19 protein-coding genes and 1 tRNA gene are annotated in these 24,037 nt (G+C 68.6%); 10 read left to right on the top strand and 10 right to left on the bottom strand.

What is annotated here, in order from left to right; translation table 11 throughout:
• Positions 1–2: 2 nt before the first annotated feature.
• From J7E96_RS11540 to J7E96_RS11530, 3 genes are read right to left on the bottom strand one after another with little or no spacing between them, the layout of a single operon-like run.
• Entirely contained in the window at positions 3–1,673 is a 1,671-nt protein-coding gene (locus J7E96_RS11540; protein ID WP_215130188.1) for a condensation domain-containing protein, read from the bottom strand.
• Complete coding sequence (locus tag J7E96_RS11535) at positions 1,670–2,467, bottom strand: thioesterase II family protein (protein ID WP_215130186.1); 798 nt, start codon at positions 2,465–2,467, stop codon at positions 1,670–1,672. The genes J7E96_RS11540 and J7E96_RS11535 overlap by 4 nt, the downstream gene beginning before the upstream one ends.
• 23 nt (positions 2,468–2,490) lie before the next feature.
• Complete coding sequence (locus J7E96_RS11530; protein ID WP_215130184.1) at positions 2,491–3,084, bottom strand: NADPH-dependent FMN reductase; 594 nt, start codon at positions 3,082–3,084, stop codon at positions 2,491–2,493.
• 337 nt (positions 3,085–3,421) lie between these two features.
• Between J7E96_RS11530 and J7E96_RS11525 the strand changes: the two genes are divergently transcribed.
• Positions 3,422–4,471, top strand: coding sequence for an aspartate-semialdehyde dehydrogenase (locus J7E96_RS11525; RefSeq protein WP_251069739.1), 1,050 nt, complete (start codon positions 3,422–3,424; stop codon positions 4,469–4,471).
• Between the two features lie 88 nt (positions 4,472–4,559).
• Here J7E96_RS11525 and J7E96_RS11520 read toward each other — a convergent pair whose 3' ends face one another.
• Together J7E96_RS11520 and J7E96_RS11515 are read right to left on the bottom strand one after the other, a co-directional pair.
• Positions 4,560–5,465: a LysR family transcriptional regulator gene (locus J7E96_RS11520; RefSeq protein WP_215130182.1), complete on the bottom strand. Its 906-nt coding sequence runs from the start codon at positions 5,463–5,465 to the stop codon at positions 4,560–4,562.
• A 16-nt stretch (positions 5,466–5,481) separates the two neighbouring features.
• On the bottom strand, positions 5,482–5,688 hold the full coding sequence (locus J7E96_RS11515; protein WP_215130180.1) for a hypothetical protein: 207 nt from the start codon (positions 5,686–5,688) through the stop codon (positions 5,482–5,484).
• A gap of 253 nt (positions 5,689–5,941) precedes the next feature.
• On the opposite strand from J7E96_RS11515, the gene J7E96_RS11510 reads away from it, so the two are divergent.
• On the top strand, positions 5,942–6,943 hold the full coding sequence (locus tag J7E96_RS11510; RefSeq protein ID WP_215130178.1) for a helix-turn-helix domain-containing protein: 1,002 nt from the start codon (positions 5,942–5,944) through the stop codon (positions 6,941–6,943).
• Positions 6,944–6,952: 9 nt separating this feature from the next.
• Here J7E96_RS11510 and J7E96_RS11505 read toward each other — a convergent pair whose 3' ends face one another.
• Together J7E96_RS11505 and J7E96_RS11500 are read right to left on the bottom strand one after the other, a co-directional pair.
• Positions 6,953–7,162, bottom strand: a complete 210-nt coding sequence (locus J7E96_RS11505) for an MbtH family protein (RefSeq protein WP_215130176.1) — start codon at positions 7,160–7,162, stop codon at positions 6,953–6,955.
• A 505-nt stretch (positions 7,163–7,667) separates the two neighbouring features.
• Positions 7,668–8,642: a YafY family protein gene (locus J7E96_RS11500; RefSeq protein ID WP_215130174.1), complete on the bottom strand. Its 975-nt coding sequence runs from the start codon at positions 8,640–8,642 to the stop codon at positions 7,668–7,670.
• 138 nt (positions 8,643–8,780) lie between these two features.
• Here J7E96_RS11500 and J7E96_RS11495 point away from each other — a divergent pair, with 138 nt between their 5' ends.
• From J7E96_RS11495 to J7E96_RS38425, 3 genes are all read left to right on the top strand, one after another.
• A complete protein-coding gene (locus J7E96_RS11495) occupies positions 8,781–9,176 on the top strand; it encodes a RidA family protein (RefSeq protein ID WP_215130172.1) in 396 nt (131 codons plus the stop codon).
• Positions 9,177–9,845: 669 nt separating this feature from the next.
• Positions 9,846–9,918 (top strand) — tRNA-Arg (locus tag J7E96_RS11490).
• A 279-nt stretch (positions 9,919–10,197) separates the two neighbouring features.
• Entirely contained in the window at positions 10,198–14,181 is a 3,984-nt protein-coding gene (locus tag J7E96_RS38425; protein ID WP_215130170.1) for a CHAT domain-containing protein, read from the top strand.
• Positions 14,182–15,393: 1,212 nt separating this feature from the next.
• On the opposite strand, the gene xerC is transcribed toward J7E96_RS38425, so the two are convergent.
• Together xerC and J7E96_RS11475 are read right to left on the bottom strand one after the other, a co-directional pair.
• The gene (gene xerC / locus J7E96_RS11480) at positions 15,394–17,043 is read right to left on the bottom strand and encodes a tyrosine recombinase XerC (RefSeq protein WP_251069738.1); all 1,650 of its coding nucleotides are present in this window, start codon (positions 17,041–17,043) and stop codon (positions 15,394–15,396) included.
• Positions 17,040–17,720, bottom strand: coding sequence for a helix-turn-helix domain-containing protein (locus J7E96_RS11475; RefSeq protein ID WP_215130168.1), 681 nt, complete (start codon positions 17,718–17,720; stop codon positions 17,040–17,042). The genes xerC and J7E96_RS11475 overlap by 4 nt, the downstream gene beginning before the upstream one ends.
• A 94-nt stretch (positions 17,721–17,814) precedes the next feature.
• Between J7E96_RS11475 and J7E96_RS11470 the strand changes: the two genes are divergently transcribed.
• The 5 genes from J7E96_RS11470 to J7E96_RS11450 all read left to right on the top strand — a co-directional run bounded on the left by J7E96_RS11470 (position 17,815) and on the right by J7E96_RS11450 (position 22,926).
• The gene (locus J7E96_RS11470) at positions 17,815–18,045 is read left to right on the top strand and encodes a hypothetical protein (protein WP_215130166.1); all 231 of its coding nucleotides are present in this window, start codon (positions 17,815–17,817) and stop codon (positions 18,043–18,045) included.
• A 215-nt stretch (positions 18,046–18,260) separates the two neighbouring features.
• Positions 18,261–19,499 (top strand): DUF3631 domain-containing protein, encoded by a 1,239-nt coding sequence (locus tag J7E96_RS11465; protein WP_215130164.1) that lies wholly within the window; start codon positions 18,261–18,263, stop codon positions 19,497–19,499.
• 195 nt (positions 19,500–19,694) lie between these two features.
• Positions 19,695–20,489 (top strand): DUF2637 domain-containing protein, encoded by a 795-nt coding sequence (locus J7E96_RS11460; RefSeq protein WP_215130162.1) that lies wholly within the window; start codon positions 19,695–19,697, stop codon positions 20,487–20,489.
• Between the two features lie 221 nt (positions 20,490–20,710).
• Positions 20,711–21,229 (top strand): plasmid mobilization relaxosome protein MobC, encoded by a 519-nt coding sequence (gene mobC / locus J7E96_RS11455; protein WP_308295911.1) that lies wholly within the window; start codon positions 20,711–20,713, stop codon positions 21,227–21,229.
• The gene (locus J7E96_RS11450) at positions 21,226–22,926 is read left to right on the top strand and encodes a relaxase/mobilization nuclease domain-containing protein (RefSeq protein ID WP_215130158.1); all 1,701 of its coding nucleotides are present in this window, start codon (positions 21,226–21,228) and stop codon (positions 22,924–22,926) included. Before mobC ends, J7E96_RS11450 begins: the two co-directional genes overlap by 4 nt.
• On the opposite strand, the gene J7E96_RS11445 is transcribed toward J7E96_RS11450, so the two are convergent.
• Positions 22,903–24,021: a hypothetical protein gene (locus tag J7E96_RS11445; RefSeq protein ID WP_215130156.1), complete on the bottom strand. Its 1,119-nt coding sequence runs from the start codon at positions 24,019–24,021 to the stop codon at positions 22,903–22,905. The two genes, J7E96_RS11450 and J7E96_RS11445, sit on opposite strands and share 24 nt — an antisense overlap.
• Positions 24,022–24,037 lie beyond the last annotated feature (16 nt).

Here is a 24,037-nt window from a genome sequence, read left to right as displayed (position 1 = left end):
GGTCAACGGTCACGGTGGGGGTTCCTCTCAGTGCCGGCGGCGCCGAACCGGGCCGCAGCGAGCTCCAGTACCGGCGTCTGCGGCAGGGCCGTCGCTTCCGCCAACGTCCGCTCGTAGGCGGCCAGCAGCGCGGCCGGGGTGTCCGGCCCGAACAGATCGGTGTCGTACTCAAGGCTCAGAGCGAGGCCCGCGCCGCGCTCTTCCGCGTACAGGCTGAGGTCGTACTTCGCGGTGTCCTGCGGGCCGGTGAGGTCCAGGGAGCACCCGTCGAGCCCGGCGAAGAAAGGCTCCGGCCGCTCCTTGATGAAGCTGAACATCACCCGGAAGACCGGCATGAAGTCGCGGCTGCGCCGGGAAACCAGGGCCTCGACCAGCTTGTCGAAGGGCAGCTCCTGGTGCGCGGAGGCGTCGAGCACCGCCGTGCGGACGCGGGTCAGGAGCTCGCGGAATCCGGGGCCGCCGTCCAGCCGGACCCGTACCGGCACCATGTTGATCAGGCAGCCGACCAGGTCCTGGAGTTCGGGCCGGTCCCGGCCCGCGACCGGGGTGCCGACCGTGTTGTCGGTGGCGCCCGACCAGCCGGCGAGCAGCGTGTGCAGACCGGCAAGCAGAGTCATGTACGGAGTGACACGCTCGCGGCGGCTGAAGTCCCGTACCACCGCCGTGAGTTCGGACGACAGCTCGCGCGTGACGACAGCGCCACGGAAGCTCCGCGTCGTGCCGCGCGGCCGGTCGGTCGGTACGGCGAGCGCCTTCGGGTCGTCCCCGAGCGCACCGCGCCAGTGCCCGACGAGGGCGTCCAGGGTCTCGCCCTGGAGCCGGTCGCGCTGCCAGGCGGCGTAATCGGCGTAGTGCAGCGTCACATCGGCCAACGAGTCCGGACGCCCGTAGAGCTGCCCCAATTCCCGGAACAGGACCTCCACCGACCACCCGTCAACAGCGATGTGATGGAACGTCACGACGAGCCGGTACTCGTCCGCGCCGACCCGCACCAGCCGGGCCCGCAGCGGCGGCCCGGCGGCCAGGTCGAACACACCCGCGGCCTCCTCGGCCGCGACGCGGTCCGCCTCGCCCGCCGGGTCGGCGGCGCCGGTCAGGTCCGTGTACGGCAGATCCAGCGGCGCCGGGTCCCCGATCACCTGGTACGGGCGGCCGGACGGAGCGGCGTACGTCGTCCGCAGCACCTCGTGGCGGGCGACGAGGGCGTCGAGGGCCCGGCCGAGGGCGGCCCGGTCCAGGGCGCCGCGCAGTCGCAGCACCGTCGGCACGTTGTAGAGGGTGGTGTCGGGGTCGATCTGCTGCATGAACCACAGCCGTTGCTGGGCGAACGACAGCTGGGGCCGCTCCTGCCGGGCCCCGGCGCGGGGACCGGCGGGCGCCCCGAGCACGGAGCCGCCCGCCGGCCCCTGCGCAGACCATTTCGCCCTGGCCCGTTCCATGGCCTCGCGCACCAGACGCCCCATCGCCTCCAGGGTGTCGGCGCCCAGCAGCCGGTCCGCCGCGACGTGCGCGCCGAGTTCCTCGTCGATGCGGGCGGCGAGCAGCCGCGCCTCGCCCGCCCCGCCGCCGAGAGCGGCGAACCCCGACTCCATGTCCACCGGCGCACCGGCGACACCCAGCAGCTCCGCCCACATCTGGGCGAGCTCTTCTTCCACGAATCCCATGGTGTTCATGCGGGTGAGATCTCCGGGCGGGAAGTGCGCACAGTTTCCTGGAGCAGATCGAGAAAGGCTTTCGGCAGCTTGCTCAGATAGAAGTGATCGCCTTCGAAGACGTGCACCTCGGCGTCGCCCGCGGTGGTGTGCGTGCCCCACAGCCCGGCGTCCGCCACCGGCACATCGGGGTCGCTGTCCGCGACGAACACCGTGACGGGGCAGCTCACCGCGGCGCCGCCGACCGCCCGGTAGGACCCCAGGGCTGCCAGGTCGGCGCGTATCGCCGGGAGAACGAGCTCGATCAGCTCCGCGTGCTCGCCCACGTCCTGGGCGGTGCCGCCCAGCCCCATGATCCGCGCGAGCACGTCGCTGTCGTGCTCCTCACCGACCGGACCCGGGCTCTCAGTACGTACCGGACACTCCGCACGGTTGGAAGGGGCCGAACAGGCCGACGCGACAAGTCCGGTGGGTTGCGGGCCACCACCCTCCCGCTCCAGCCGCCGCGCGACCTCGAAGGCGACGATCGCCCCCATGCTGTGTCCGAACAGGACCGGACGTGTGACGCCGAGCCGGCCGGCCAGCACCTCGGTCACGGCGTCCGCCAGCGCCTCGATGGAACGGGCAGGCTCCTCGTACAGCCGGTTCTCCCGGCCCGGGTACTGGATCACCAGCATTTCGATGTCCGCGTCCAGCGCCGCCGAAAGGCCGTAGTAGTAGCTGGCCGAACCGCCCGCGTGCGGAAAGCAGACCAGGGTGTGCGCGGCCTCCGGCTTCGGGTGGAAGCACCGGATCCAGCTCGCCTCAACGTCCATGTCGCCGCGGTTCCCGGCCTTCCTCACCGTGCCTGGAGCGCCGTGGCCCGCAGGGCCCGGTGCGCCTCGGCGAACTCGACGACCTGACCGGCCATCGCGGTCAACTGCCGCTGGATGTGCGGGTCGTCGCAGTCCCCGCCCGCGGTGAAACCCGCCGCCGCGCTGTTCATCGCGACCCCCAGCGGAGTGCTCCAGCCCCGGAGCGCGTGCACGACGTCCCGCAGGGCGCCCAGGGTGCTCACCGCGCCCTGCCAGCCCTGCCCCACGGACAGACAGCCGACGGCGCGCCCGGTGAGGTACGGCCTGCTGTCCTCCCGCAACTCCTCGGTGTAGTCCAGGGCGTTCTTCAGCAGGCCCGACACCGTCCCGTGGTACGCCGGACTGGCGAGGACCACACCGTCGGCGGCGGTGAGCGCGGCCAGCAGGCGGTGGGCCTCGGGCGGCAGTGCCACGGCACGCGGATCGTAGAGGGGCATGACCAGTTCGGCGCCGCCGACCAGGGTGACGTCCGCGCCCAGCCGGGCCGCTTCGGCCAGCACCACCCGCAGCCCCTGCTCCACGGTGGAGCCCGGCCGGGAGGACCCCCCGATTCCGACGACCTTGACGGCCTGCTGCATGAACCCACCCACTCGATTGGCGAACTCCCGGTCGCCCAGGACCGTTCGGCCCAAACCTTCGCCAAGCGAAACTTCGGGGTCAACGTCCTCCCGACGGGCAGATCCGATCGTCGGCTTCGGGGATTCCGATCGGGCGCTCGCCGCGCGTCCGGCCGATCGGCGCCGCCGATGGGAGCCATCGACGATCCGCGGGTCCTGTGATTGCTGGTCAGAGCCGGTACGGCGATAATTGTTTCCCTGCTTTCCCCTGCTTTCGCCCGCTTTCGACACAGGTCGACCACCGACGACCACCGACGACCCCTCCGCGACTCCACTCCCCGGCTCTACTCGATCGGCGATGTCCATGCCCCTGGTCGACGACCCGCTCGCCCCGCGCATCGCCGTGGTCGGCGCGACCGGCGCGGTGGGCGGCACCCTTCTCGAACTCATCGAGGACCGGGGACTGCGCTACCGGGAACTGCACCTGGTGGCCTCCGCCCGCTCGGCAGGCCTCGAAATCCGGGTCGGAGACCGCGACTACCGGGTTACGGACCTGACCGCCTTCCACTTCGGCGACGCCGATGTGGTCTTCTTCTCCGCCGGTCACGCGGTCAGCCGCGCCTGGGTGCCGGTCGCGGTGGCCCACGGCAGCCTGGTGATCGACAACACCTTCGCCTTCCGGATGAACGCCGACATCCCGCTGGTCGTCCCGCAGGTCAACGCCGCGGAACTGGACCGCCGCCCACCGGCCGGCGTGATCGCCAACCCCAACTCCGTCACGATCCCGCTGGTCCGCGTCGTCCGGGACGTGGAGCGCCGCTGGGGCGTGCGCCAGATCGTCGTGAGTACGTACCAGGCCGCGTCCGGCAGCGGACACTCCGGCATCGAAGAGCTCCAGGAGGCGTCCCGGCTCGCCCTGCAGGACCCGCAGGCGCAGATGCCGGCCAAGGAGTTCTCGCCGGCGCTGGCGTTCAACGTCGTACCTCAGATCGGCCAGGTGCTGGCCAACGGCTTCACGCTCCAGGAGCAGAAGCTGCTCCAGGAGTCACGGAAGATCCTGAGCCTCCCCGACCTCGACGTGACGGCGACCTGCGTGCGGGTCCCGGTGGTCAACGGTCATTCGGCGGCGGTGTGGGTGGAGTGCCTGTCGCCGGTGGACCGTACGGAACTGGGCAAACTGCTGGGCGAGTTGGAGGGCGTAACCGTCCATGACGACGGCATGCACGGGGACGTCCTGACGCCCGCCACCCTGGGCGACCCGAACCACATCCACGTGGGACGGATACGAGTCTCCCCCACCAACCCGAACGGTTTCCTGCTCTGGCTGGTCACCGACAACCTCCGGGTGGGCGCCGCGCTCAACGCGCTCCAGATCATGGAGGAACTGGTGGCGAAGGGCCACCTGTGAGGGCGCGCGCCACCCCCGGACGCCAGAAGGCCACCGGCACGTCGACGAGGACGTACCGATGACCTGTGGGCGGGTTCACGTCCGGGACTCACCCCACCAGCTGCAACTGGTCCTGTGCCATGAACTGGACCGTACGGTCGATGAACAACCGCATTTCCCGGGTGAGCTGCCTGCCCCGGCGCCACGCGATCTGCGTGAACACCTCGAACGGCGGCTCCCAGTCCAGGACCGTCAGCGTCCCGGCGGCGACCGCGTCGGACACCGCCATCGTGGGCAGCACGCTGACGCCGAGACCGGCCGCGAGCCCGCGCTTGACCGACTCGATGTTCCCGAACTCCAGCAGCCGTACGGGCCGGACGGCACCGGCATTGAGCTCGGCCTCCAGCAGCCCCCGGTACGCGCACCCCGCCTCGGGCGCCAGGACGCGCGCCCCGCGCAGCTCGTCGGTCGTCACATGGCGCACCGACGCGAGGGGATGGCCGGGCGCGGCGACCGCGACCAGCGGCTCCCGCCCCAGCACCTCGGTCCGTACGCCGGCGTGCTCCGTCCGCGCCTCCATGAGGATCCCCATGTCGAACTCGCCCTGCCGCAGCGCCTCGCAGGTCTGGGCGCACTGACTGGGCCGCAGCGCGAGCTGGAGCAAGGGATAACGGTGGTGGAAGAACTCAAGCACGGGCGGCATGCGGTACGACGTCAGGCTCTCCGTCGTACCGACGGTGAGCACACCCGAAGGCTCCGCCCAGCCGGTCGTCTTGTCCCGGGCCTCGTCGACCAGCGACAGGATCTGCTCGGCGTACGGTACGAGCCGCTCCCCGGCGGCGGTCAGGCGGATACGACCCCTCAGCCTTTCGAAGAGCTCCACGCCCAATGCCACTTCCAGGCCCTTGACCTGGGCGGTGACGCTGGACTGCGCGTACTTCAGCTCGGAGGCGGCGCGGGTGAAGCTCAGCAGCGTCGCGACGCGGTGGAAGGTGGTCAGCTGTCTCAGGTCCACGCCGGCTCCCGGCCGTTCACTGCCAGCCCATGTCCGGCTGAGGCCCCTCGGACGTCGTCCCGGCCCCCTCCGTCTCCGTGGCGGCCGACACGGCGGTGGCGGTGGCGATGGCCGTGTCGGTGGCCGTGTCGCCGGGGGTGAGGGCAACGACGGCGGGTGCGAGGAGCGCCGCGGCGGCGAGCGCGGTGACAGCGGCAGCCTTGGCGATACGGGCACTGAACATGACCGGCGTCCTTTCACGACGTAAATCCAAGAGGAAAACTTCGTCTGGCGAACAGGTCGTGGACCGATTCCTGGCGGATTCGTCCGCCTCGGAAGTAGCATCACCGCCGGTGAACCTTGGGGGAAGGAAAACGGTGGGCCGCTTTGGGTCATGACCCAAAGTGGCCACCGTGTCACTGACCGGCCCTGGCGGGCCGCCCCTGCGCCGTACGAAAAGACGATGGAGCGCCACCGCCGGAACGGGGAACTGAGCGATGCTTGAATTACTGGGACTGGATACGCCGACCGAAGCCGTGTACCGGGCCATGCTGGAGCGGCCTCAGGACGACGTCACCGCACTCGCGCGACACGTGGACCTCGCCGAGGACGCCGTACGAGCCGCCTGGGACAAACTGTCCCAGCTGTCCCTGATACAGCCTTCCGCAGCGCCCACCCAGCCACCCCGTGCCGTCAGCCCCGAGCTGGGCCTGGACTACCTGCTGGCCCGAAGACAGGCGGAGTTCGCCCTGCACCGGCAGCGCATGGCCGCGGCGCGGACGGCAGCGTCCCAGCTGATCTCCGAGTACGCCGACCGCCGGCCGGCGGCGGGCAACAGCCCGGTCAGCATGGAGCACCTGGCCGACGTGGCGCAGATCCGGGCGAGGCTGTCCGTACTCACCGACACCGTGCGGCAGGAGGTGATGGCTTTCTCACCGGGCGGCGCGCAGACCGAGGAGAACATGGCGTCCGCTCGTCCGCTCAACAAAGAACTGCTCGGGCGTGGGGTGAAGATGCGGACGATCTACCTGGAGAGCTTTCGCAACTGCGCGGCCAGCGTCGCCCACGCCAACTGGCTCACCACTCTGGGCGGCCAGGTCCGCACGGCCGGGACGCTCCCACTCCGTATGACCATCCTCGACCGGGAGACGGCCGTAATCCCTCTGAACAGCGAGGACAGCAGCGAAGGAGCGGTGGTCATCACAGGAAAGGGAACGCTCACCGCACTCTGCACCCTCTTCGAGACCGTCTGGGAGGCTTCTCGCCCACTGGGCGAGAAGCCCTGCCGCGACGAGTCCGAACTCGACCGGCAGGAGGCGGCGGCCCTGCGGCTGCTCGCCGAGGGCCACACGGACGAGGGCATAGCCAAGCGCCTCGGCGTCTCGCACCGCACGGCGCGCCGCATCGCGACGGCGCTGATGGACCGCCTGGGAGCCCGCAGCAGATTCGAGGCGGGCGTAAGAGCGGTCCAGCGAGGCTGGCTCCCCCACAACCTGTAACAGCCCCACTTACACCGGCTGACCGGCGGCCCGGCGGACGCTCAGCGGCCGCTGGTCGGTCCAGACGACCTCCACATGCGCCAGGCACTCCTCCCGTGACCCACGGAAGCCCGCACCCCGCCATCCGTCCGGTACGTCGCGCCCCTCCGGCCAGATCGAGTACTGCTCCTCATCGTTGATCACAACGGCGAAACGGCCCTCTTGGTCGTCCTGGACCACGACCCACCTCCACGGCTTCGCTAGGGGTTACACCGCCCACCCTGAGCCGCACCGCCCCCCGGCCACAACACCACACTGATGAAACGTCCCGAACCCCCACATCGGCAGAACCGATGGCGAACCACGCCACACCCACATTCGCCGACTGCGTGCTTCCTGTAAGGGGCCTACCTGGACGCGGAGTTCGCCCGCCTGGCCGGGAGCTGACTTCGACCACCCGCGTGGTGTCGTCCTGCATCCCCGGGAGTACCGAGGGGTGCCGTGGACGGATCAGAATCGAGAAGCGCGGGTCACCGAGCTGCAGTTAACGCCGTCCCCTGACCAGGAGGTGCCCAGACACCCAGGTCATCGCGTTCGCGTGAAGAGACCTAAACGGCGAGCCCGGATTTCAAAACGCCCTGGGCTGTGCGCACCGACCGGCCAACAAACCTGCCTGAACAGCGACACGGGAGGGGACGGGCATGGACGACGTCGGCAATCAAGGACGAGCACTACCCGCAACCTCTCAGGATGACGCTCCATAGCGGGTGGCGATCGTGGCGGCCCGGTTGCGCAGGGAGGTACGAAGCCCTTGCGGGGCCAGGACTTCCGCGTGCGTGGCGTGCTGCCACAGGGCCCATTCGGCGTGTCGCGAATCTTGGAAGGTCACGTTCAGCCGCAGCCAGCCATCCGCGTCGGATTCTTCGGCGCAGACGGCCAGCACGGTGCCCACCAGGTGCTCCCGCCGCGCCGGGTCCACCCGTACCAGCACGGCGACTTGGTCGCCTCCGGTCCGAAACTGCGCGCTGCGTTCCTGCCAGGCCCGGTCCAGGTCGACCGTGTCCGGTCGCTGCGCGGGTTCGTCGAGTGCTTCGGCGGCCAGCACCCGGGCCAGCCGGTAGGTACGGTCCGCGCCGCCCCTCGTGGCCAGCAGGTAGCTCTGCCCGCGTACGGTGACCAGGCCGATCGGGTCCACCGTGCGCCACTTCGGGGTCTGGTCCACAGCCGCGTACTGGATGCGCAGCTTGTGTCCGGCGAAAACCGCGCGCCGCACCTCGGCCACTACGGTGTCGGACACCTCATCTGCGGCCACGCGGCGCGAGAGAAGGTCGGTCTCCGGGTCGATGAGTAATCGCTGCGCCGCGCCGGCCGCGGTGCCTCGAAGGCCTTCGGGCAGAGCGTCGACCACTTTGAGCATGGCCGAGGCGAGCGCCGAGCCAAGGCCGAACAGCTGCGCGCCGCGCCGTGATCCGGCGACCAGCAGGGCGAGCGCCTCGTCGTGGTTCAGTCCGGTGAGCGCTGTCTGGAAACCGGGCAACCGTGCGAAACCGCCGTGCCGGCCGCGTTCGGCGTAGACCGGCACACCGGCCGCGGACAGCGCCTCTATATCGCGCAGCACCGTGCGGGTGGACACCTCCAGCTCACGGGCCAGCGTGTCCGCGGTCATCCGACCGCGCTGGCGCAGGAGGAGCACCAATGAGACCAACCGGTCAGCGCGCATATGGAAACTTTAGCGAAAATACATGACTAGGGATGTCACGTTTTGCTGGAAGGCTCCTTCACACGACGCCAAAGCTCGGCGGCTGCCGAGTCGATGGACGTACGCAGTGTCTGTGAATCGAATGGAGCCAGTGCGGCAATGGAACGAAATGCGGTCAACCCGGTGTCGTGGTCGGTGGAGATGGGCTTCAACCAGGGTGAGGTCGTCTCCGGGCACTCGCGCACCCTTTACATCTCGGGGCAAACCGCGATGAGCAGCGAAGGCAAGCCTGAGCACGACGGTGACATGGCGGCGCAGCTGGCGCTGAGCATCGACAACGTCAAGGCCGTGCTGGCCGAGGCCGGCATGTCCCTCGCGAATCTCGTCCGGCTCAACGTCTACACGACCGACGTCGACCTGCTCTTCCAGCACTACGGCGTACTGGCGGGACAGCTGGGCGCCGCCGGGGTCGCCCCGACCACCACGATGCTCGGGGTGACGCGTCTGGCGATCCCCGGCCAGATGGTCGAGCTCGAGGGCACCGCCGTCGCGTGATGTGATCTCGCCTCTTCCGCTGCTCGTACCCGTCGAACCGGCACGAGCAGCGGCAGGTAGCCGATCGCATTGCCCAGCTCCCTGCGCCTGCGTAGCGGCCGTACCGCAGTGAGCGGGAGTCTCACCGACGGTGCCCGCTCGGACGTCGGCCATGGCCTCATCGATCCCGACGATCACGCCCGAGCACATCCGGGTTGACGAAACCGAGGAGGACCGGCAGATCGACCCGTCAACAGGGCGGCATCGGTTCGATCGAACCGAGCACCTGCGTCAGGTTCCCCTGACACCCACGTCGGCCGACGCCTGAAGGGCTTCCGCCAGGACAGCGAGCCCCAGCACTCACGCTTCGACCAGAGCTACCGCACAGACGGGTCCCCGCCTACGGCGCGAACGCCGCTGTGCTCATCTACGTCGGCTACGCCTGGCTCAGTAACGCCGCCACTCGCGCCATGATCAACCTCGCCCCCCGCAGCCTGACACTCCTAGCCCCTGGTGCACCCACCTGAGAACGCCAGGACCCATGGATCCGAATGCGGATCAAGCGCCACCCGCTACACTGACCGCGGCGGCCTGGCCTCACGACCAGGTCTCCGCACGCTGTCTGCAAGCCTGTCTGGATCATCGCGTCTACCTTGACCGAGTTTTAGACACGTTTTCCGACAGATCCCCGCCTCCGTAGCTCAGGGGATAGAGCACCGCTCTCCTAAAGCGGGTGTCGCAGGTTCGAATCCTGCCGGGGGCACAACGCATTGTCGCTCTGACCTGGGGTTTCTCCCCCGGGGAGGGGCTCTATTCGGCCTCGGACGTCTCGTCCGGGGCCGTTTGCGTGAGCGGTGCGTGAGCGGACGGGCCGCGAGGGCCGGATATTCCTCCCGCCTGATCAGCATCAGTCGGCACAGACGCCGCCGTCGTGTCGGACGAGTGCCGCCGGCAGCCCACTAACCCCCGGCGATCCGCAGCGAGGGTGCTCTAGCTCGACTAGTCTTCCCTCGTTGCCGGAGCAGTACGGGGAGGGGCAGCAGTGGCGCAAGTGGGGCGTGAACATTTCGTCGCCGTCGTAGAAGAGCTCACGGCACGGTGGCTTCAGGGCGGCGAGCGAGAACTGCCCGTCCGCACGCGTGCGGAACTGATCGGAGAACGGGCCCTCGACTCATACGAGAGCACGGCGCCCGAGGGCGCTCTCCCCGACGCCCTCGCGGCGCTCGGTGCAGCTGACGCCCTCGGCTCCAACCTTCCGGCCCTGCGGCAGCGGCTGGGGCACCTCTCCGACGCGGTCAGGTATGCCCGGCCCCAAAATGCAGAGCTCCACGACCGCTCCGAACCGGATGTGACCCGGTTTGACGAGCTGCACGACCTTCTTCGCGTACAGGCCAGTGAGAGCCGAACCGCCTACCGGCCTCTCCGGCCCAGCCTGAAAACCGCCCGCGGCTATGAGAGCGAAGCCCCCGGTTTCGCCCTGCTCGTCTACACCTGCCAGCTACGCGACGCACTCGACACGCACCTGGAAGAGGTCAGAAGCACCCCGCCCATCGAGCACATCCAGCTCTCCCCTAATGACCGCGCTCGCCTCCTCCAGTACGTCCGCACCCGAGCCTCTGCCGCACTGGACCAAGCGGTCGACGGGTTGCAGACTGCCGTCGACGCCAGCACCAACGACGGGCATCCTCGGGGACGGAGCTACACGCTCGGCGATCTGGCTCAGGCCCTGCTGCTGCGCTACGAGGCCCTCAAGCGACCTTCTGACCTCGAACATGCGGTGAGCAATGCCAGGGCAGCGGCGCGGCTGGCTCGGAGCGTCGACGATCGAGACTTGTCCCTATTGTGGACGGGTGTGCTCGGGGTTGCGCTACGAATGCGGCACGATGCCGACGGTGACAGCGAAGATCTGAAAGCTGCCGCCGACGCACTATGGAAGATCAATGACCTGAACTCGCTGACCATCGAACGGGGCGCGCTGGACGGGTGGTTGCGAGCCGTAGGGGCTGTGCAGCGGTATTACTACGCCATCTCGCATGAAGTTTCCTATCTGGAGAAAGCGTTCGAGACCCATCTCGGCCTCTTGCAAGCACACGCATCGCTCGATCTACGCGATGCTCGTGGCACCTCCTCATCCGCGGTGTACGCCAGTTTCGGCTACAGCTGCCTCACCATGTATGAGCACTCAGCCGAGCCGGACCTGCTTGGCAGAGCCGCGCATGCCCTGGACAGCGCCTTGGACCGGGCAGCTTCCGAGGAACGCGGCCCGGTCGAATGGACTGAGTGGACAGGAGCTCTCGCCACAGCTCTGCGGCTCCTCTTCGAACAGCAGGGCGACTCCACCTCTCTAGAGCGGCTGGTCACCGTCCTCACCCTCGGCCTGAAGTCCCCAGCCCTACCGGAGTCGAGCCCAGACCGTACGAGGTGGCGTAACAAGCTCGGTGAGGCATTGCTGCGGCGCTATGAACTCACCGGCGCCGCCACGGACTTGCACACCGCTCGCGGCCTCCTGAGCCATGCCCACTCAGACGCCCTGCTCGCCGCTGCACATTACGCCGAATATCTACGCGCCAGCGACCTGCGGGCTCTGGACAGCGCAGTCCTGACCGCCGTCGCAGCGGTTCGAGCTGTTGTGGGGCCGGAAGGTGCACACCTTCCGGCAGCCTTCCAGCTCGCTCAGTGCCTGCTCGCCCGCGCAGACGTGCTGAGTGCGCCAGACGACGCAAGGCACGCAGCCGATCTGCTTAAGCACTGCCTGGGGTGGTCCGACCAGCCAGCCGAACAGCTAGCACTGCAGACCGTCGAGTACGGACACGCACTACTGACGCTCTATGAGGCACTGACGTCCCCAGTATTGGGCCACGAAGGGGGCGACCCCCCGGATATCAGCACCCTTGGAACCGCAGCTGTGACTCTCACGGAGGTGCTGGTTAATCCCGGCCCTCGGGAGAGGGTCAAAGCACGGGCTGCGAGCCTTCTGGAGCAAGCCGTGTCACTGGACAGGGAGCGCCGCGCGCGTTCCCTTCGACGGGCTGAGGACGACTACGACAGTCATCTTGACGCCCACGCGTGGCGGCAAGCTCACGCCGTCCTGGAGGAGCGGGCCACGGACCACAGGCGGCCTACTCGACCACGAGCGACGGACGACCTCCGCGGCGACCTCGAAGCGATCCGGAACGAGCTTCACCATCGTGTCGTCGATGTGGTGATGGAACACCCCGACGCCGGGCCAGTCGTGCAGGCCCGGTTGGTTACGGCCAAGGCCGACGTTCTTGCTCGTTGGTGTCTGGAGGCCGGTGAGATCCACGCCGCCCTCGAAGTCACGGAGTCGGGTCGGGCTGTGCTGGCGGCAGCGGCCGCAGGAGCAGACGTGATCGGTGACCGGATTGCCCTACGGGCCCTTTCCTCCCTACGGGAGCAAGGTATGGAAACCCGGGTCGCGATCGATGCCGCGGAAGTCGGCCTGCTGGCCAACGCCGACCCACGCCATGCCCTACCCGAGGCCGTCTCCGGGCGCAGTCGCCTTCCCCTACCAGAGAGCATGCGGGAGTCTGTGCGTGCTGCCCTTCGTGACGTCATTCCCGCACCCACGCCGCATGACATTGCGGAGTGGTGTGGTTCGCTGGGCATCGATGCCGTGGTGCATCTCTTCGCCGGACGGCACTGTGGCTGGGCTCTCATCACCCTCTGGGACGGGCGCATCGCTTCTCTGCGGCTGCCCCTCCTTCGACTGAACGCACCCGAGTTGGTTCATTTCACGGCAGCGCACGACAGCCAGCTACGTGTTCAAGGCACCGGGAACCCGCCAGACGATCTTTCCCGGCGGACGGCTATGCGCAATGTCTGCGACTGGGCCTGGAAAGCTGCGATCGGGGCACTGCACGAACATCTCGCCACCGTAGGGATCGAAGGTATACCGCGCGTCGCCGTTATTCCGGCCGGGCCCCTGGGCCTCGTGCCATGGCACGCGGCCCGGCACCGTGTGAAGGAACCCGGCGGATGGGGACACCGCTTCGCGATCGAGTCGATGGCATTCACCTACGCGCCGTCAGCACAAGCTCTGTCCTGGTACGCCTTCCGTGCCCTCCTGCCACTCACGGGAAGTGGCGTGGTTGTCGTCGACCCAACCCGAGACCTACCGCATGCCCGCCAGGAGGGCGAGGACGTTTACCGCTGGTATTACTCCAAGGGCCGACGGTTCAGCGGATCCGGCGAGCCCGGCTCAGTGCCCGCTACTCCGCGAGCAGTGCTGTCCGCACTGAGTGACACGTTCGACGATCTTTCACCCGCATACCCGGTGGCCCATTTCGCCTGCCACGCGCGCAGTCTGGCACTCGCCAGCGAGTCGCACCTGGTGTTGGCGAACGAGCAACGGCTCAGCGTCGCCACGGTTCTCGACCGGCTCCGATGGGATAGCCAAAGGCCGGGTCTAGCACCGCTAGTCGTGCTATCCGCCTGTGCCACGGCCGTACCGGGAGCGCACTATGACAGCGCCTTGAGTCTGGCCACAGCATTCGGGGCAGCAGGCGCGGCGGCCGTAGTGGGGTCGTTGTGGGCGGTGGACGACGCCACGACCGCTGCTCTGATGCGTGACTTTCACACGCTACTCAATCTGGAGGGACTGCCGCCCGCCGAAGCACTGCGCACGGCGCAACTACGTGCTTTGCGGGAGGCCCGGGCCCGAGCACGAGGGAAGAAAACCAAAGCCAAGGCCCTGGCTGGAGACCCTTCGTCCTGGGCCGCATTCGTCCATCAGGGTCTCGGAAACGCATCGGCCACTCAGGGCTCGGTCGTCTCCTCCGCTGTCGCCAGGCTCCCAGAAAGTGAGGGCTCCGACGCCGGCTCGGCGCCCGGTGGCCCGGGGCTTCGTCTGCCGATCTTCGCAAGCCTCCCCGGGCCAGATCCATCCGCCATCGTATGGAAGTGTCCGTTGGACGACTGCACCCAGCAGGCCGACGGCGATATGGACTCCCCATTCGACGCCGACTGCTGCCCGAGCCACCCCGACAACGCGTTCATTCTGGCTTAGGGGCAGAGTTGGGCGGCCTGGTCAAAGGACTCCTCGAACCCATCGCGAAGCGGTGGAGTGCGGTCATGGGCGGCCCCCTGCTTCTGTTCTGGCTGGCGGGTGCGCTGGCCGTGGTGTGGCGGCGGGGTTCAGGCAAGGGCCTATGTCGCCTGCCTGAGCGCCACACCGACGTGCTGTGCACGATCGCTGCGCAGAGGCCGTTGGGGCCAATCCTCTGGGCTGCGGCGGCGACCGCGGTAATCGTGATGTCGGCGTGGGCACTGTCAGCGTCGGCAGGGTTCGCACTCGAGATACTCGCCGGCCGTTGGGGTACCTCAAAGATCGCTCTCGCGTATACCCGGCACCGCATAGCCCGGCATCGCGCCCGCCGCAGTGACCTCGCTACCTGGCGTCAGACGCCACCCGCCGGCCTGAACGGCGAAAACCTTGATGCCTGGCACAGTCAGAACGGTTGGCGCGCCACCCGAAGGCGGGCCGCGTATGCGCGCTACCCACGGATGACCGACTCCCACCACCTGCTCCCTACGTCTGTGGGCAATGCCCTCGTTTCGGTGTCGGCCGAAGCACGTCGCACATACGGACTCGACCTCGCCGTCTGCTGGGACCCGTTTGTGAAGGCCCTAGAAGCACCCGTACGGAGCGAACTAACCGTCGCCGCGACCCGCGTCTTTGCTCGGGTGCAAGGGCTTGTGTGCGCGGCGGGCGCCGCTCTCTGGGCGGCCGTGATCCCGGGAGTGCTACCGCGGCTGCTATGGGTGGCGGTATGCGTACTGCTCGTCTGGGGCGCGCACCGTTCTATTCGGGCTGGCGTCGACGCGTACTGCCGTCACGTGGCCAGCCTCTTCGCTATTCATCGTGTGAGGCTCTACCGGGCGCTGGGATTTACTCCGCCGGCGACCGCACAGGCCGAGGCGGACTGCGGCGCAACGCTGAGTGCCGTACTGTCCCGTAGCCTTCCCACCGGCTCAGACCCGGTGCCGTATGAGTGGGCCTCGCCGGGCGATTCGAGCGCTTAGCAGAGCGGTTTCAGCGCACATCAGCCAGCAGAGCACGCGAGGGTTACGAAGAGGCAGACCCTAGCGAGAGCCTCGGTGGTCGGCCTTTTCACCGGTCACCGGCTTACCCAAAGGCATCTCGGAAGCGGATGCCGCAGGTTCGGATCCGTCAAGGCACAACGAATTACCGATCTGACCCGGGGTCTAGGTAGCAGATTCATCCGTCCTCGAACTCCTCGTTCGGGGCCGATTGCGTGGGCGGACGGCGGCCGGTTGCCTGAGGATCTCCCAACGGATCGGCACCATCCGGCACAGTGCTTTCCACCTCCTCGGACTGAGGATCTACCTCGGGTCCGGTGTGCCAGGATGTGACCCGTGCCCGCGGTACGAGCCGGGCCGCAGCCTCCGCAATTGCCAGATCCGCCTCGGGGAGCAGGCTCGTGTACGTGTCCGACGTGATGGTGATCGAGGAGTGGCCGAGCATCTCCTGGATGTCCTTGAGGCCGGCACCGGCCGCGTGAGCCAGGGTCGCGGCGCCGTGACGGAGGTCGTGGAGTCGGATCGGCGGGAGGCCCGCCGCCTCGTACAGCTCGATGAATCGTCGCGTGACGTTGGCAGGGTGGAGCAGTTCTCCGTTCTCGCGGGTGAAGACCCTTCCGGTCTCCACCCAGGCGCTCCCCCACTTCTCACGGTCTTTGTCCTGCTGGGCGCGGTGCCGCTTGAGGGCCTGGGCCGTGTCGGAGTCGAGGGCGATGGTGCGCGCTCCGGCGTCGGTCTTGGGATCGTCCTCGTACACCTCCCAGCCGTTCACCACGAGTTGCTTGGCGACCGTGAGAAGCCCGGCGTCCAGGTGCGTGTCGGTCCACCTCTGACCGCATGCCTCACCTCGCCGCAGTCCACGGAAGGCGACAAGGTGGAACAGCGCGTACAGGCGGTCCTCGGCTACATGGTCGAGGAAGAGGCCGGTGTGTTCCGGCGTCCAGACCATCACCGGCGAGGGCTTCTCGCCGGTGCGCTTCCAGTGGAGGATGCGCTCCTCTGTCCATACAAGCGCCTTGGGGCGCCTGCCCGCGTCCAACTCGACGTGGGCGGCCGGGTTGAAGGTGATCAACTGCTGGGCGATCGCGGCGTTCAAAGCGGCCCGCAGCGTGGAGCGAACGCGCTGGCGCGTAGCCGGGCCGACGATGCGGCGGTAGGGATCCATCTCAGCGATGGCCGCCTTCATCGCCTTACGGCGGGCGCGGGGCTCTCGCCCCTTCCAGGGGATCTGTGCGAGATCCTCGGACGCCTTGCGTCGTGCGGCGTTCCCCTCGGCGATCTCCACGTTGGCCTCGGCTATGGCCTCGAACATCTCCGACAGGTGAGTGACCCGAATGCGGTCGAGCCGTAGGTGTCCGATGCGCGGCTGGAGGTGGACACGGATGTTGCTCTCGTCGCGGCTGATCGCGCTCTGCCGTCCCTTCTTGCCCGCCAGCCAGATATCCAGCCACTCGCCGACCGTCAAACGGTTGGTGAGGTCCAAGCCGTGACTCAGCCGCCGACGGGTCGACTCGATGTCCGGCAGCGCGGCCTTCTCGTCTGCCACTTTCTCCAGCAACTCGGCGATCTGATCCAGATTTTCGGAGTCGTCGGCGTCGGCAAGGCCGAGGAGCGCGCGTATGTGGTCGAGGTCGGCTTGCGCGGCTTTGAGGCTCTCGTAGCCGGCACGGCTGAAGGAGCGGCGGGTTCCGTCGGCACGGGGCGGCAGTTCCTGGCGTACGGAGTAGGAGCCGTGCTTGCGGCCGGCGAGCCTGGGGCATTTCTTGCCGAGGGGCTTGCCGGTCTTGGGGTCGCGGCAGTAGCAGCGGCGGTGGGTGGAGCCTTTCAATGGCGTTCCTCCGTGGTGGAGTCAGGGGCCCATTCGGGCGGGTCGACGTCGTGGAGCGAGGGTGGGAGATCGGGTGGAGTGGCTCCGTCGTCGCGGAGGTCGCGGCGGAGGTAGCGGAGCTTGTACTTGGCGCTGATGGCCTGGTCGGCGTACGCACTCCGCTTGCGTTCGGCTTCTTCCTGCTGGGCGCGACTAGTTGCCGTCTTGGCCGCGAACCGTGCCTGCTCTTGTTCGTCGAGTGCGGCCAGGGCGGTGCGTACGAGGCTGGCGTGGGCTTCGAAGTCGGGCACGAGGCCCGGGTCGTGTCCGGGGACTTCCTGTTCGCCGGTGAAGCGACGCAGGGCGTCCCAGGTCGGCACGAGGCTCTGGAATGGGAGTTCCTGGGTCCGGTCGACGTAGCCGACCGGGAAGATCAGGCAGGCCGGGTACGTCTCCAGGGCGGCGGCCAAGACGATGACGTCCACCAGCGGGAGGCTGGCCCGGCGCCCCGACTCCATGTTGGCGATCACGTTGCGCGGGATGGGATGCCCGAGCTCCTCGCACCGGTCGGCCAGTTCCTGCGCGCTCCACCCCATCTCCTTCCTTCTCCGGCGGACCTCACCGGCCACGTTTGCCTGGACCCGGTCCACCCACTCCGGGAAGTCGTCCTCTTCATCATCGAAACCACGTTGTGTCATACAGACACATTAGCTTGAGGATGCTGATTGGTGGACGCCTGGAGACGGACGTAATGACCGCGTTCGCCGAGGGCTGTACCGAAAGGGATGCCGCATGCGCGAAAACACCACTGGGGGGCCGTCCAAGGGGATGAGCCGGGAGGTTTTGCTGGCCCTGCCGGTAGCCGTTGACCTGGAGACCAGCAACCGTGCCCTGGGCCTCGGTCGGAGCAAAGGGTATGAGCTGGCGAAGCGGGGCGCGTACCCGTGCAAGGTCCTTCGGCTCGGCAACGCCTACCGGGTTGTGACCGCAGATCTGCTGGATCTGCTCGGGCTGGCGGCATGAAGGGACGGCAACGTAGCAAACGATTCTGCGTTGAGCTGACACAGAATCGCTGGACTGTGGGCGCGTGTGGCCGTACGGTCCGTGTTCCCTCGGGCAACGAAATGGGCCCCCGGCGACGCAACGCCGGAGGCCCGAGCAACCCCGAGCGGCCCTGGAAGAACCAACCCGGCGGCAAGGGCACGCAAGCCCACCACCGCCAGACGAGGAGCTGCCCCGTGGAACACGCGGGAACCGAGCCCTATTCCACCCCCGACAAGCCCTCCTGGCCGCCGGTCGCCGTACCCGGCCAGCCGGCGGGCCGCCCTTCTCCAGCGGGAGGGCCGCCCGCCGCCGCCATACCCGATGCTGCCCCGGCATCCGAGGGGGAGCGGGTGCTGACGGAACTGCGGGAGCAGATCCGTCGGTATGTCGTGCTGCCGAGCGAGGAAGCGTTCACGGCAGTGACGTTGTGGGTGGCGGCGACTCATCTGCAGACGGCGTGGCAGCACGCTCCGCGGCTGGCCGTGGTGGGGCCGGCGAAGCGGTGTGGCAAGTCACGGCTGCTGGATGTGATCACCGAGAGCGTCCACGATCCGCTGATCACGGTCAACGCGTCGGCCGCCGCGGTGTTCCGGTCGATCACCGATACCCCGCCCACCCTGCTGGTCGACGAGGCCGACACCCTCTTCGGCTCTGCGAAGGTCGCGGAGAAGAACGAAGAGATGCGGGGCCTGCTCAACGCGGGACACCAGCGCAACCGCCCCACTCTCCGGGTCAGCGGACCCAACCACGAGGTGGCGAAGTTCCCCACCTTCGCCATGGCAGCCCTCGCGGGCATCGGCGACCTGCCCGACACGATCATGGACCGGTCGATAGTGATCCGGATGCGTCGCCGCAGGCCGGGCGAGGAGGTGGAGGAATTCCGCACCTACCGTGACACCCCGCCCCTCCATGCGCTGCGCGACAGGCTCGTCGCCTGGCTGGCCCCGCTCCACGCCGACGCGATGGAGCTGACCCCTGCCATGCCGGTCCAGGACCGCGCGGCCGACACCTGGCAGCCGCTGGTATCCGTCGCCGATCTCGCCAGCGGAACGTGGCCCGGCTTCGCCCGCACCGCCTGCCGGGTCATGGCCAAGCACGAGGCCGAGCAGGACCAGGACAGCAGTAGCCTGGGCATCCGTCTCCTGGCCGACATCCGCCGAGCCTTCGCCACCGAAGGCAACCCACCGGCGCTCCGCACCAGTCGTCTCCTCGACATCCTCAACCAGGACGCCGAGACCCCCTGGCCGGAGTACACCGCTAACGGCCTGACCCCTCGGGGCCTGCAGATCCTGCTCAAGGAGTACGGAATCAGCTCCGCCCCCCGCCGCTTCCACGGCAACGTCCAGGCCCGGGGTTATGCCCTCCTGCAGTTCACCGACTCCTGGGCGCGCTACTGCCCCGAGCCCGTACCGGAAGCCACGGCCGGGGCCTGACCCGGCACGACCCGTCGCGACTCGTCTCCGCGCAGGTCAGCGCGGTGACGAGTCGAGGTCCGGTGACGAGTCGACTCGATGTCACCGCCGCACCCGTACCTGCCCTGACCAGGCACGCGACGAGTCGCGACGGGTCTCTCCCACCCACCACCGGGCCACATCAGCCCCACCTCCGTACTCCTGGAGCACTCCCCTTTGCCTTCCCCCACCCTCGCCGCAGTACCGTCCACTGCCCCGGTGCCCTTGGCCGCAGCGATCCGCACGGGTGTGGCGCTGCTGGCCGTGGCAGCCTTCGCGCTCTCCTACGACGCCCTGCGTCAGATGGCCGCCGCCAGCCACATCCACCCGGCGCTCACCTACGCCTTCCCGCTCGTCATCGACGGGTTCATCGCCATCGGGATCGGCGCCCTGCTCGTCCTGCGGACCGCGCCACTGTCCGCCCGGCTCTACGTCTCGGCGCTGGTCGGCATCGCCACCGGCACAAGCATCTGGGCCAACGTCCTGCACGCCATCCGCCTCAACCAGCAAGCTCGCCACAACGGGCTCGCCCTCGACGACCTCACCGTCGGAGCCATCTCCGCCATCGCCCCACTCGCCCTGGCAGGAGCCGTCCACTTCTACCTCCTCATCGCCCGACGTCCCACGGCCACAGACCGCCACGGCAACGGCCACAACGCCACCGACGGCCACGAACACGCCGCGCAAACGGAGACCAGCAAGCCGGCTGAGCCACCCGCCACGAGCACCAACTACGAGGCAGAGCCTCCGCACCAGCCCTACGAGCTGGGAGGCGCTCAGCCGAGTATCTCCCTGGAGCAGGCCATCGACATCGGCCGTACGGCTCCCCTCGGACGAGGCAACCGCGTTTCACGCCGCAACGTCGAGAAGGCGATCCGGGACAAGGGATTCGGCATGTCCCGCGCCCGCCTGGACGAGGTCAAGAACCTGCTGCAGGCCGAACTCGACAAGGCCACGCCCCGCGCCGGCTGAACCTCACGGCCCAGGCCACTCCAGCCCGCCCCTCCCGCGAATCAGTACGGGAGGGGCGGGCCTCGCCCTCACCACTGCTTGCAGGAGCCCACATGCACAACCCCGCCAACGAACTCGCTTCATCTCGGCAGCAGCTGACCTCCACCCAGGCATCAGGCGGAGCAAGGTATGGCGTTGGACCGTCCAGGGGCCGGTCCAACGCAGATGCCTCCGCCCCGGGGGTGGCGGAGGACCTCGGGCACCAGGGGGTGCCCGAGCAGGACCAGCCCGTCAGCATCACCGCCGCTTCGCCACCGCGTGCCGCCGAAGCCGCCGCACTGCATCGCGTCGCGCGTCGCCGACAGCGCAAAGAGACGCAGCGCCGAGAGCGCGTCGACGTCCGCTACAGCACCGACGAGAAGGCCGCCATCCTGGCCATGGCCCGATCGCTGAACATCGCCGCAGCCCACTACGTCGGTGCCGTCGTCATGGCCCACATCCGCCGAGACCTCGCCCTGCCCAGCCAACGCACCTCACTCGACGACTACATCGACGAGTTGACCGCTCTTCGTGGCGAGGTCGCCAAGATCGGCCACAACATCAACCAGATCGCCAGGAAGCTCAACTCCGGCGACCGCCCCCACCTCGGGGACACCGCCTCCCTGGCCCAGACCGAACGCACCCTCGCCGCGGTCGGCACCGCCGTCCGCCACATCGCGGCAGCCACCAACCAGGCCGCTGCCACAAAGAGCCACCGATGATCGCCAAGATCAGCAGCGGCAAGAGCACCGCCGGCCTCATCCGCTACCTCTACGGACCAGGCCGCGCCAACGAACACACCGACCCCCACCTCGTCGCCTCCTGGGACGGCTACGCCCCCGACCCCGGCCGCGCCGACGACATCACCACGACCAGGAAACAGCTCGTCGACGACCTCGACCTACGCGTCAAGCAAGCCGACCGAATCGGCCGCGCCCCGAAGCAGCACGTGTGGCACTGCTCCCTCCGCGCCGCTCCCGGCGACCGCCTCCTCGACGACGCCGAGTGGGCGGACATCGCCCACCGTGTCGTCGCGGCCACCGGCATCGCCCCGACAGACGACCCAGATGGCTGCCGCTGGGTCGCCGTCCGGCATGCCGACGACCACATCCACATCGCCGCCACAAAGGTCCGAGGCGACCTGCGCCCCGCACGGCACTGGAACGACTACCTCACCGCCGACCGCGAACTCGTTGCTGTGGAGACGGAGTACGGGCTCCACCAGGTCACCCGTGGAGACCGCACCGCCGCCAAACGCCCCACCCGAGCGGAACAGGAGAAGGCCCACCGAAACGGCCAGGCCAAGACCGCCCGCGAACGCCTGCGCGCGACCGTCCGAACCGCTGTGGCCGCCGCTGCCAGCATGGAAGAGTTCGTCCTTCTGCTCAGCAACGTCGACGACATGCTCGTCGAAGTCGTGTACTTCCCATCCGGTGACGTACGCGGCTACAAGGTCGCGCGCACAGACAACACCAACGCGGACGGTGGGCCCGTCTGGTTCTCCGGCTCCGAACTCTCCCCGGACCTGTCCTTCCCGAAGATCCGGGAACGCCTCAACGGCATCGACCCGCAGCCCATCGAGCAGCCAGGCCGACGCAAGCCCAACCCTTGGCACCAGGCCACCGCCGCCGTCGAACGCATTCCCCACCACCTCGACCAGGCTGGTGACGTAGCCGCGCAGGGCCACCTGGCAGCCTTCGGTGAAGCCCTCGATGCCCTCCCGCTCGTTGCACCACAGGACCTGCGATACCAACTCCGTGAGGCGACAGCCGCATTCGAGCGCGCCACCCGCTCACGCATCCACGCCGAACACCACCACACGCGTGCCCTCCGTAGCGCCGTACGGACCATGCTTCGCGAGCCCGCCCCAAAGGACAGCACTGCCCTGGCGATGTTCCTCGACGCCGCGATCCTCGCGGTCACCGCCGCCGCCCGCTGGCACCAGCTCCACCACCACGACCAGCAAGTAGCCGCCGCTCAGCAGACCGTCGTCCACCTCAAGGCCGCCTACCACCAGGCTGTAGCCGAGCCACTGGCCGCCCTCGCCCTGAATCAACCGCCCCAGCAGACCGTGGACCGGCACGTCCGCCACCTGCACCAAGCTATGCCCGAGCACGCCGAACAGATCGTCGAAGATGCTGCCTTCAGCACCCTCACTGGTGCCCTCGCCAAGGCCGAAGCCGCCGGACATGACCCCGAACAACTCCTCCGGCAGGCCGCCGACCAACGTGCCCTGGATAACGCCCGCTCCCCGGCAAGGACTCTGGCCTGGCGTATCCAGCGTCTCAGCGCACGTCCGGCACCCAGTGTACGAGCGCGTGCAGCGATGGCCCGCAGCTCAGTACAGCGCTCCGTCCCCTCGCCCCACGTAGCAGCCGCCGTCCAGGCTTCGCATTCATCGCGGGGGCACCGGCGTTGATGGCGCGAGACTCTTCCGGATGACGCTGTCGGCGGCGCGCAGAGCCGCCGACAGCACTCCTTGCATCTGGTCCGGGAGGGTCTCTGCCCCGAGGGCGCAAGCTCGCACCAGAGCACGGCAGTCCTGCTCTTGCCGGTTCGTAGCGAGCCCGATGAACAGAGAGTTCGCCAAGTTTTCACGGGCCGCGTAGCCGTCCTCGGCCTCCGTCGCCCTCCGGTGCAAGTCCTCGACGATGCGGTGCGCGGCGGGAAGATCGGCGGACCCGACAACGTCGAGGACGGTCAGGCCCAGCCGGATGTCGAAGACGGTCATCCCCGGCTCGGCCTCCCGCTCAAGGTAGGTGGCTGCCATGTCCGCCAGGCGACCGTCGACTGGTTGTCCCGCGTCGCGGCGCCACAGGGCAGTCAGGCATGCCGTGACGGTCTGCTCCCACGGCTCGCCGGGCATCGTGTCGGCGAGGAGTGCCGAGGCGTGTGTCGTATCTCCCGCAGCAAGCGAGGCGAGTACCGCTACTTGGCGTCCGTCGAGCATTCGCCTGCCCACGCCTCGATGGGTCTCAATGTGCGCCAGGGCCTCGGACCAGCGCCCCCCGGTAGTAAGAGCGCGCGTGCCGTCCGCGAGAAGCACGCGCCACAGCCACGCGACGACCTCGTAGCGGTCCTTGTCTGTGGCGCTGAGGTCCGCCGGGATCGCAACGCCTTCGAACCTGGCTGGTGTGCCCGCCCCGACAGCCGCGTACAGGTCGAGCAGCCGCTGACGACCCACATCGGCGTGGCCGCCACGGATCTGGAGGCGGGCGAGATTGACGACGGGCTCCAAGCCGCGAATCGCGCTCATGGCGGGAAGGGGGCAGGCATGGAGATAGGCGGCAGCGTGCTCGTGGCACATCTCGCGCGCGAGGTCGGGAAGGCCGAGATCGGAGGCAATGAGCGCGGCCTGGTTGTAGACGGAGGACGCCACCCCCTGATCGGTCTCCGCCATCGCGGTGTCGGCCAGGTCGACGAGCGCGCGCACGCGCTTCGGCAGGGGGAGGCAAGCGGGCCGGAATCGGGCGACGAGCGGAAAGCGCTGAGCTGTGGTTCCGTGCGGGTCCATGGACTCCCCCGGGTGT

Origin of the sequence: Streptomyces sp. ISL-96 (genome assembly GCF_018614035.1) — a bacterium.
Classification (GTDB): domain Bacteria; phylum Actinomycetota; class Actinomycetes; order Streptomycetales; family Streptomycetaceae; genus Streptomyces.
This window is presented reverse-complemented; position numbering and strand designations above follow the sequence as displayed.

Excerpts from the sequence above, each read along its gene's own strand:
- J7E96_RS11540 (WP_215130188.1), bottom strand. The coding sequence starts at position 1,673 with ATGAACACCATGGGATTCGTGGAAGAAGAGCTCGCCCAGATGTGGGCG.
- J7E96_RS11535 (WP_215130186.1), bottom strand. The coding sequence starts at position 2,467 with ATGGACGTTGAGGCGAGCTGGATCCGGTGCTTCCACCCGAAGCCGGAG.
- J7E96_RS11530 (WP_215130184.1), bottom strand. The coding sequence starts at position 3,084 with ATGCAGCAGGCCGTCAAGGTCGTCGGAATCGGGGGGTCCTCCCGGCCG.
- J7E96_RS11525 (WP_251069739.1), top strand. The coding sequence starts at position 3,422 with ATGTCCATGCCCCTGGTCGACGACCCGCTCGCCCCGCGCATCGCCGTG.
- J7E96_RS11515 (WP_215130180.1), bottom strand. The coding sequence starts at position 5,688 with ATGTTCAGTGCCCGTATCGCCAAGGCTGCCGCTGTCACCGCGCTCGCC.
- J7E96_RS11510 (WP_215130178.1), top strand. The coding sequence starts at position 5,942 with ATGCTTGAATTACTGGGACTGGATACGCCGACCGAAGCCGTGTACCGG.
- J7E96_RS11500 (WP_215130174.1), bottom strand. The coding sequence starts at position 8,642 with ATGCGCGCTGACCGGTTGGTCTCATTGGTGCTCCTCCTGCGCCAGCGC.
- J7E96_RS11495 (WP_215130172.1), top strand. The coding sequence starts at position 8,781 with ATGGAACGAAATGCGGTCAACCCGGTGTCGTGGTCGGTGGAGATGGGC.
- J7E96_RS11475 (WP_215130168.1), bottom strand. The coding sequence starts at position 17,720 with ATGACACAACGTGGTTTCGATGATGAAGAGGACGACTTCCCGGAGTGG.
- J7E96_RS11470 (WP_215130166.1), top strand. The coding sequence starts at position 17,815 with ATGCGCGAAAACACCACTGGGGGGCCGTCCAAGGGGATGAGCCGGGAG.
- J7E96_RS11450 (WP_215130158.1), top strand. The coding sequence starts at position 21,226 with ATGATCGCCAAGATCAGCAGCGGCAAGAGCACCGCCGGCCTCATCCGC.
- J7E96_RS11445 (WP_215130156.1), bottom strand. The coding sequence starts at position 24,021 with ATGGACCCGCACGGAACCACAGCTCAGCGCTTTCCGCTCGTCGCCCGA.